The organism is Mesorhizobium sp. M7A.F.Ca.CA.001.08.2.1 (genome assembly GCF_003998455.1).
Classification (GTDB): Bacteria; Pseudomonadota; Alphaproteobacteria; order Rhizobiales; family Rhizobiaceae; genus Mesorhizobium; species Mesorhizobium ciceri.
This window is the reverse complement of sequence record NZ_RZPW01000210.1, coordinates 1-8,682: the sequence shown is the minus strand read 5'-3', so window position 1 is coordinate 8,682 and position 8,682 is coordinate 1. Positions and strand designations below refer to the sequence as shown.

Below are 8,682 nucleotides of genomic sequence, written 5' to 3'. Positions count from 1 at the left end.
ATGCGGTGACGCGGGACGCCGGCACCGGCGTCGGCGGCTCGTTTGCCGTCAGTTGCACGCCCGGCTTCGCCTCGCTGTTCTTGTGCACCCATATCGGCGAGTTCCGGCAGATGTATCCTGACGTGGCGCTGCGCATCCTGACGCCGCGCCGGCTCGACGATGTCAGCAACGCAGATGCCGATGCCTTCATTGCGTTTGGTGTCGGCAATTGGCCGAACCGGGCGGTCGAGCCGCTCTGCGAAATCTCGTTCACGCCGCTCTGCAGCCCGACGCTGCTCAACAAGGTCGGCGGGTTTTCCCGGCCGTCGGACGTGCTACGCGCCAACCTGCTGCATCTCGACGACACCGAGGATTGGGCGCGCTGGCTGGCGCTGTCCAAGGTGGAAAACCCCGACATCGAGGGTGGCATCTTCTTTTCCGACATGAACCTGGTCTTTTCGGCGGCGATTGCCGGCCAGGGCATCGCCATGGGCGACGAACTGACCAGCCGGCGGGCGCTGAGCGAGGGCCGGCTGGTCAGGCCGTTCGACATCGCGATCAAGTCGCCACGCTCCTATTTCCTGGTCTCCGAACACGCCAAGGCTTCGCATCCGGTGCTGGAAGCGTTCGCGGGATGGCTGCGGTCGAAACTCCAGGAGAACCGCATTCTGCCGTATTGAGGGCAAGGCGGCGCCATCTCGCCATAGATGAATGGAATTTGCCGATCACGCGAAAACTATTCGGTTGCGGTGAGCCGGCACCCTGCCTACGATTTCGACAAGCGTTAGGGAAAGGGCAGTATGCAGCAACCCGGCCGTGCCGCAGAGATCAAGGCAATCGGGATCGGCAAGAGCTTCGGCTCGTTCCGTGCGCTGGACAATCTGTCGCTCAATATCGGCCGTGGCGAGTTCCTGACCCTGCTCGGGCCGTCGGGTTCGGGCAAGACCACCTTCCTGATGATCCTTGCGGGCTTCGTGCAGCCGACCGAGGGCAAGCTGTTCAGCGACGGCGTCGACATCACCGACCGACCGGCAGAGCAACGTGCCGCCGGCATGGTGTTCCAGGGCTACGCGCTGTTCCCGCATATGAGCGTCGAAGCCAACATCGCCTTCCCACTCAAGGTGCGCAAGAAATCGGCCGCCGACATCAAGCGCCGTGTCGGCGAGATGATCGAGCGCGTCGGTCTCAAGGGCCACGAGAAGAAACTGCCGGCGCAACTGTCGGGCGGCCAGCAGCAGCGCGTGGCGCTGGCCCGTGCGCTGGTGTTCGAACCTGGCGTGCTGTTGCTCGATGAGCCGTTCTCTGCGCTCGACAAGAGCCTGCGCGGCCAGATGCAGGCCGAGATGAAGCGGCTGCACCAGGAAACCGGAACCACTTTCGTCTTCGTCACCCACGACCAGAGCGAGGCGCTGGCGCTGTCGTCGCGCGTTGCCATCTTCAACCACGGCAAACTGCTGCAGGTCGGAGCGCCCGACGAAGTCTACGACCGGCCGGACAACCGCTTCGTCGCCGAGTTCCTCGGCGAAATCAACATGCTGCCGCTGAAGGGCGTCAAGCCTGCCGGCAATGGCTCGACCGGCCTGTGCGAAGACCGCGCGGTCAGCATGGGCTGCAAGGCCGAACTCGTGCGCGGCGATGCCATCCTGGCGATCCGGCCCGAATACATGTCGATATCGGGCGAGGCGGCGGATGGCGAGAATGGCATCGCCGCTACCGCCACCAACTCCACCTATCTCGGTGCTGCGACGCGGCTCGACCTGACGACACGGCAAGGCGCCAAGGTTACCGTCTCGGTGCCGAACGAGGTGGCGGCCGCAGCGCTCAGCAAGGGCAATTCCGTCTGGCTCACCTGGCCGGCGGAAAAGGGTTTCCTCCTTCCGCATGGAGGGCAATGACGACGGTGTGGCGAAATATCGCTCCACCGCTTTCCGGCACTATCAACAACAAAAAAGGGGAACTGACATGACACATGACACCAAAAAACAAGCCGTCGAGAGCCTGTCCGCCAGGGCAGGTCGCGGCGAGATCTCGCGCCGGCAGTTCACACAGCTGGCGGCACTCGTGTTGGCTGGCGCGCCGATGCTACTGCGCTCGACAGGTGCCTTTGCGCAGGCCAAGGAACTCGTGCTGGTCAACTGGGGTGGCGATGCCATCACCGCCTATGATGCCGCCTATGGCCAGGCCTTCACCAAGGACACCGGCATCGCCGTCAAGATGGACGGTTCGGGTCCGACTGAAGGCGCCATCGCCGCGCAGTTCAAGAGCGGCGCGCCGACCTGGGATCTCGTCGACGTGGACCCCTTCTCGGCCATCACGCTCGGCGCCCAAGGGGCTCTCGAGCCGATCGACTACAACATCGTCGACAAGAAGAAGATGCGGCCCGGCTTTGGTTGGGAATACGCCGCCTCGACCTATTTCTTCTCCTATGTCATTGCCTATGATTCCGAGAAGTACGGCAAGGACGCGCCGACCGGCATGGCCGATTTCTTCGACGTGAAGAAATTCCCCGGCAAGCGCTCGCTCTACAAATGGGGCGTATCGAGCTGGGAAGCAGCACTTCTGGCCGACGGCATCGCGCCGGCGTCGCTCTACCCGCTCGACCTCAAGCGCGCCCATGACAAGATCGCCGCGTTCAAGGAAAACGTCGTTGCCTATTGGGGTGGCGGCGCCGAAAGCCAGAGCGTGCTGCTCAATGGCGAGGCCTCGATGGCGATCGTCTGGTCGACGCGCGCTTCGCTGATCGAGCAGGATTCGGGCGGCAAGATCAAGTTCATCTGGGACCAGGGACTGATCTCGCCCGGTGCGCTGGCCGTGCTCAAGAACAACCCCGGCGGCAAGGACGCTGCGATGAAGTTCATCGCCAGTGCCCAGGACCCTGAAAAGCAGCTGGTCATGTTCGACAAGCTCGGCCAAGGTCCTGCAAACCCGGCGGCAGACGCGCTGATCACGGCCGACAAGAAGCGCATCAACCCGGTTGATCCCGGGAACATGAAGAAGCAGATCGCGCTCGACATGGACTGGTACGCCAAAAATTACGGGCCGGCGCTCGACGAATACACCAAGATCATCTCGGCCTGATCAGGGCCGGGGTAATCGGGTCAATGAGATCCTATCTCTCCGACAGGATGGGCGCGGCGCTGTTGATGGCGCCGCTGCTCCTGTTTCTTGTCCTGGCCTATGCCTGGCCGTTCCTTGGCGTCGTCAAATGGAGTTTTACGCTGCCGACGCCCGGCCTCGGCCAATATGAGGCGCTGCTCACCGACGATCTGGTGCAGTCGGTGTTCATCCGCACGCTGCGCATCGCGGCGGTCGTCACCGTGGTCTCGGTGGCCGCTGCCTACGCCATCACCGTCGTCTGGGTGCGTGGAACCCCGGCACAGCGCCTGATCGCCGAGTTCTGCATTCTCGTTCCCTTCTGGATTTCCGTGCTGACCCGTGCCTTCGGCTGGGTGGCGCTGCTCTCCAATCGCGGCCTGATCAACACGTGGCTGCAGGCGATCGGCTTCATCTCCGAACCGCTGGCGTTGGTGCGCAACGAATTCGGCGTCATCGTCGGCATGACGCACTTCCTCATTCCTTTCGCCGTTTTTCCGCTGGCATCGGCCATGCGCAGCCTCGACGACCGCGTGCTCCTGGCGGCGCGCGGGCTCGGCTCCAGCCGCATGCGCACCTTCTGGACGGTGTTCGTGCCGATGACGCGCTCCGGCATCATAGGCGCGGCGATGATCGTTTTCGTCTTCTCGCTCGGCTTCTTCGTCACACCAGCGATCCTTGGCGGCGGCCGCAGCGTCATGATCGCCGAACTGATCTATCTCAGGATATTCCAGAGCCCGGACTGGGGCTTGGGTGCAGCGATCAGCGTCGTGCTGGTGCTGTTCGTCGGCGCGCTGATGGCGCTCTTGTTCCGATATGTCAGACCGAAGCAGTTGATCTGATGCCGACCTACCGCCCCGGTCCCGTCTCGCTGATCATTGCCGCTTTCGTGGCGCTGTTCCTGCTGATGCCGCTGCTCGCGGTCATCCCGGTGTCGCTGACGCCGAGCCGCATGCTGGCGATGCCGTCGGGCGAACTGTCGCTGCGCCACTACCGGGCGCTGATCGAAGACCCGCGCTGGCTCCAATCGATTCTGCTCTCGATCCGCATCGGTGTCGTCAGCAGCGCCTTTTCAACTGTGCTGGCGCTGTGCTTCAGCCTTGGCGTCTGGATGTTCCAGCCGCGCTTCACCGCGGCCCTGGTCGGCTTCGTGCTGCTGCCGATGGTGGTGCCGCCGGTGGTCTCGGCGATCACGCTCTACTTCTTGCTCACCTCGATCTCGGGCTTCAGCGCGTTCTTCGGCTACGACACCTGGCTGGGCGTCGCCATGGCCCATTCGGTGATGACCGTGCCCTTCGCCACGGTGCTGATGCTGGTCTCGCTCAGCCAGCTCGACCGCCGCATAGACCTCGCCGCGCGCGGCCTAGGTGCAACTGTCTGGGAACGCGCCACCCGCATCATCATGCCCAACATCAAATTCGGCATCGTCACCGCGGCGTTGCTGTCGTTCGTGCTGTCCTGGGAAGAAATCGGCGTCACCCTGTTCATCACCTCGGTCAACGCCATCACGCTGCCCAGGTTGATGTGGATGGGCCTGCGCGACAACATCGACCCGGCGATCGCGGCCCTTTCGGTGATCCTGATCATCATCACCGTGCTGGTACTGGCGGTGCGCAGTTTCGTTGCCAGGCAACGCGGGGCGCAGTGAGAAGGCAAAGCATAACGCAGGCCCGCTGAAGGCCTCCGGGGACAGCGCTCCCTCCCGTCCTGCCGGACATTTCTTCCCGGCCCGCGAGGGCGTCGGGCTACCCCATCGCGCGGCGGATTGTCCTGGACAGGTTGGCAAGGAATGTCGGTCGGGACGATGCGTCAAGCTTCCACGACAGCACCGCCATGGCCATTTGCCGCGGCAGCATACCGACCGACAGGAACCAGGCGGCAAGCACGGCGAAACGCCCCGCAACCCGCTGCTTCGTGGATCGGAAGCCGGCAAGGAACGGAGCAAGGTTAGGTGACCGGGAACCGGTGTCCACATTCACGCTCCGCGGCAATCAAGCCGCAACGTAGGCGGTTTTCTTACGCAGATAGGCATCGAAGCCGTATTTGCCGTCCTCGCCGCCCAGCCCCGAACTCTTCCAGCCGGAATGAAAGCCCTGGACCATCTCACCGCAGGTGCGGTTGATGTAGAGCTCGCCGAAGGCGCTTTCGCTGTTAAAGCGCATGACGCGGTTGAGACTGCCGGTGAACAGATAGGCGGAGAGGCCGAATTCGGACTCGTTGGCCAGCCGCAGCGCTTCGTCGAAATCGGCGACGCGCATGACTGGCACGACCGGCCCAAAAATCTCCTGCTGCATGATTGGCGCCGCATTCGAGGGTGCCATCAGCACGGTGGGCTCGAACCAATGCCCCTTGGCGAAGGCATCCCCTCCGGCCGATGGCCACCGGTCAGCAGCTCCGCGCCGCCTCGCACGGCCTCGCCCACCATGGCTTCGACCTTTTCGAGTTCGGGCCGGCTGATCTTGGGGCCCAGATCGACCGCGTCCAGCGGGTTGCCGATCCGCAGTGCCGCGGCCCGCGCGACGAAACTGTCGAGGAACCGGTCGGCGATGGTCTCGTGCAGATACATACGCTCGTTGCAGGTGCAGATCTGGCCGCAATTGGTGAAGCGGGCAATGATTGCGGCATCCACCGCGGCATCGATGTCGGCATCGTCCATGACAATGAACGGCGCCTTGCCACCCAGTTCCAGGCGAATGACCTTGAGGCTTTTGGCGGCAGCGGCATAGATCTCGCGCCCGGCGCGTACGCTGCCGGTCATGGTGACGAGGTCTGAGTGCGGACTGCGCACCAGCGCCTCGCCAATTTCGCGCCCGCTGCCGCTGACGATGTTGACGACACCGGTGGGAATGCCGGCCTCCTCGCAGAGCCGGCCGATCTCGAGCAGGGAAAGCGGCGTCAGTTCGTGTGACTTGAGCACGATGGTGTTGCCGGTCGCCAGCGCCGGGCCGAGCTTCCTGCCGGCCAGCGCCACCGGATAGTTCCAGGCGGTCAGGCCGACCACCACGCCGTAGGGCACGCGCCGGATCCAGATCTCCTCGCCCGCCGCATCGGACGGGATGATGTCGCCTTCGATGCGCCTGGCATTGTCGGCGGCAAATTCGATGAAGCCGATGGCGCCGCCGACTTCGCCACGCGCCTGGGCGATCGGCTTGCCCTGCTCCAGGGTGATCAGCCGGGCAATGATTTCGCGATCGCGCTCCAGCAAGGCGCAGAGCCGGCGCAGCATTCGGGCGCGTTCGATCGGCGGCAGTGCCGCCCAGGCTGGCTGGGCATGGCGTGCCGCTCTCAGCGCGTCTTCGGCATCGCCGGCGACGCCTTCCGGGACGCTGCCGACCAGCTCCTCTGTCGCCGGGCTGTAGACGGCAATAGCGCGCGTCGACCGGCCAGACGTCCAGCGGCCGCCAATATACATCTTGCCGTCGATAGGCAGCCCGGTTTGCGCGGTCATGGCTGTTATCTCCGGTTCAACGAAACAGCGAGGATGATAATGACGCCCTTGACGATCTCCTGGATGGTCGTCGAGAGGCCGATGACCACCAGGCCGAAGGCAAGGATGCCGATGAAGATGGCGCCGATCACCGAGCCGATCACCGAGCCGCGGCCGCCGAACAGGCTGGTGCCGCCGATGATAACCGCGGCAATGACGTTGAGCTCGAGTCCGACGCCGACACTAGGGTTGCCGGCCGAAGCGCGTGCCGCCAGCATGTAGCCGGCGAAGGAGGCGCAGGCGCCGCAGATGGCAAAGGCCACCACCTTGGCGCGGTCGACGTCGATACCGGAAAACCGTGCCGCTGCTTCGTTGCCGCCGGTCGCCGCCATCTGCCGGCCGATCACCGACAGATGCAGCACATAGATGCCGGCCAGCGCGAACACCACCGTCCACCACACCGCAGCCGGCAGGCCGATCAGCGTGCCGTTGGCCATGATCTTGCCAAGCGTGCGGTCGCCGATCGGCACCGGAAGCGAATCCGTAAGCGTGAGTGCCGTACCGGACAGGATGCTGAGCATGCCCAGCGTCACCAGGAAGGAGGGGATGCGCAACCGGGTGACGATCAGGCCGTTGATCAGCCCGACCAGCGCCCCGAAGGCCGTCATCACCGGGATCGACAGCCACGGCGTGATGCCGGTCTGCATCAGTATGGCGCCGACCATGGCCGAAAGGCTGGCCAGCGCGCCGACCGACAGGTCGATCTCGCGGCACATGATCACCATGGTCATGCCGACCGCCATGATCGACACCACCGCGGTGATGCGGCCGATGGCGTTCGCCGTCGCCAGCGAGGCGAAGTTGGGCGCGTGCAGGATGAAGAACAGCGTGATCAGTCCGAAGACGATGAAGGTGATGTGGTCGCGAGCCAGGCGTTTCGCCCTCTGCCAGGCGAATGCACGTCTGGCGGCGGCCATGTCGGAGCTAAGGCCTGGGGTGAGGATCGAGTTGGTCATGCGGCCTCGTGTATGGTGGCGAGCTGTTGCAGCACGGTGCGGATTTCTTCCTCGCCGCGCGGTGTGGCCTCGCCCGGCACCAGCCGGCCGTCGACCATATAGATCAGCCGGTCGGCGAGACCGGCCAGTTCATCGAGTTCAGAGGTGATCAGCAGCACCGCCATGCCCTTTTCGGCAGCCCGCAGCACCAGCGTCCGCATTTCCGCCTTGGCGTTGACGTCGACGCCTGCCGTCGGCTCGTCGAGGATCAGCAGTTTTGGATTGCTGGCAAACCACTTTGCGAACACCACCTTCTGCTGGTTGCCGCCCGATAGTTCCGAAGCCGGTTGACCGGGCTCGCGGCAGGCGATGTGCAGCGCATCGCGAAAGCTGAGGAACATCTCGGTCTCGCGCCGCCACGACAAGACGCCCGGCCAGCGCGACGTCAGTTCGGCCAGATTGGGCAGAGCCACATTGGCGGCCAGGCTGTGTTGAGCGACCAGCCCTTCGGCCCTTCGGTCCTCCGGCACCAGCGCCATGCCTGCGCGGATGCGCGGCGGCGTCGCCAACGCGCCGATCTCGCGGCCGCTGAGCTGTACGTCGCCGCGCGCATCCGGGATCAGCCCGAACAGTGCCTTGGCAAGCGTCGAGCGGCCGCTGCCGACAAGGCCGGCGATGCCGACAATTTCGCCGGCGCGCACGGCAAGGCCGACATCGCGCAGCTTTCGCGCCGTACCGAGGTCAACCACCTCGAGGACGATTTCGCCCGGTTCGCGTCGTGCCTTCGGCTTCATCACCACGACGGAGGCCGACCGCGCCATCAACCGCGACACCTCGGGTATGGTGATCTGCTCGGTGGCAAACGGTCCCTGGATATGGCCGTCCTTGATGATGCTCAACCGATCGGCGACGCGAAAAATCTCCGACATGCGGTGGCTGATATAGACGACGCCGATGCCTGTGGCGCGCAGTTGGGCGATGGTGGCATGCAGCACCTCTTCTTCGCGCACGGTAAGCGACGAGGTCGGTTCATCCATGACGATCACCGAAGCGCCGCGCGACAGCGCCTTGAGGATTTCGACCTGCTGGCGCGCCGCGAACGGCAGATCTTCGACGAGCGCGTCCGGATCGAGCGCAAAGCCTTGCCCGGCGATCAGTTCGTCTGCCTCGCGCCGGATGCGGCGGCGG

Annotated in this window: 9 protein-coding genes and 1 pseudogene; 5 read left to right on the top strand and 5 right to left on the bottom strand. The window is 64.5% G+C overall.

The features are described from left to right. The 5 genes from EN914_RS14645 to EN914_RS14625 form a co-directional block, all read left to right on the top strand. Positions 1–659, top strand: a 659-nt coding sequence (locus EN914_RS14645) for a LysR substrate-binding domain-containing protein (RefSeq protein WP_127389136.1), incomplete at its 5' end; no start/stop codon positions are given. A gap of 120 nt (positions 660–779) precedes the next feature. Then, complete coding sequence (locus EN914_RS14640; protein ID WP_024505297.1) at positions 780–1,874, top strand: ABC transporter ATP-binding protein; 1,095 nt, start codon at positions 780–782, stop codon at positions 1,872–1,874. A gap of 67 nt (positions 1,875–1,941) precedes the next feature. After that, positions 1,942–3,057 (top strand): ABC transporter substrate-binding protein, encoded by a 1,116-nt coding sequence (locus EN914_RS14635; protein ID WP_024505296.1) that lies wholly within the window; start codon positions 1,942–1,944, stop codon positions 3,055–3,057. Positions 3,058–3,080: 23 nt separating this feature from the next. Then, positions 3,081–3,914 (top strand): ABC transporter permease, encoded by an 834-nt coding sequence (locus tag EN914_RS14630; protein ID WP_013532644.1) that lies wholly within the window; start codon positions 3,081–3,083, stop codon positions 3,912–3,914. Continuing rightward, the gene (locus tag EN914_RS14625; protein ID WP_024505295.1) at positions 3,914–4,720 is read left to right on the top strand and encodes an ABC transporter permease; all 807 of its coding nucleotides are present in this window, start codon (positions 3,914–3,916) and stop codon (positions 4,718–4,720) included. The genes EN914_RS14630 and EN914_RS14625 overlap by 1 nt, the downstream gene beginning before the upstream one ends. A gap of 97 nt (positions 4,721–4,817) precedes the next feature. Here the strand turns inward: EN914_RS14625 and EN914_RS14620 are convergent. From EN914_RS14620 to EN914_RS14605, 5 genes and pseudogenes are all read right to left on the bottom strand, one after another. Continuing rightward, positions 4,818–4,967: pseudogene (locus EN914_RS14620) on the bottom strand (glycosyltransferase family 2 protein); the annotation flags it as partial. Between the two features lie 96 nt (positions 4,968–5,063). Further along, positions 5,064–5,393, bottom strand: coding sequence for an aldehyde dehydrogenase family protein (locus tag EN914_RS39875; protein WP_245462181.1), 330 nt, complete (start codon positions 5,391–5,393; stop codon positions 5,064–5,066). After that, positions 5,393–6,520 carry an aldehyde dehydrogenase family protein gene (locus EN914_RS14615; RefSeq protein ID WP_245467641.1) on the bottom strand — a complete coding sequence of 376 codons (1,128 nt, stop codon included), beginning with the start codon at positions 6,518–6,520 and terminating at the stop codon, positions 5,393–5,395. Before EN914_RS14615 ends, EN914_RS39875 begins: the two co-directional genes overlap by 1 nt. 5 nt (positions 6,521–6,525) lie before the next feature. Further along, positions 6,526–7,515 (bottom strand): ABC transporter permease, encoded by a 990-nt coding sequence (locus tag EN914_RS14610; RefSeq protein WP_024505293.1) that lies wholly within the window; start codon positions 7,513–7,515, stop codon positions 6,526–6,528. Further along, positions 7,512–8,682: sugar ABC transporter ATP-binding protein (locus EN914_RS14605; RefSeq protein ID WP_164778742.1), on the bottom strand; the 1,171-nt coding region annotated here is incomplete at its 5' end. The genes EN914_RS14605 and EN914_RS14610, both read right to left, overlap by 4 nt.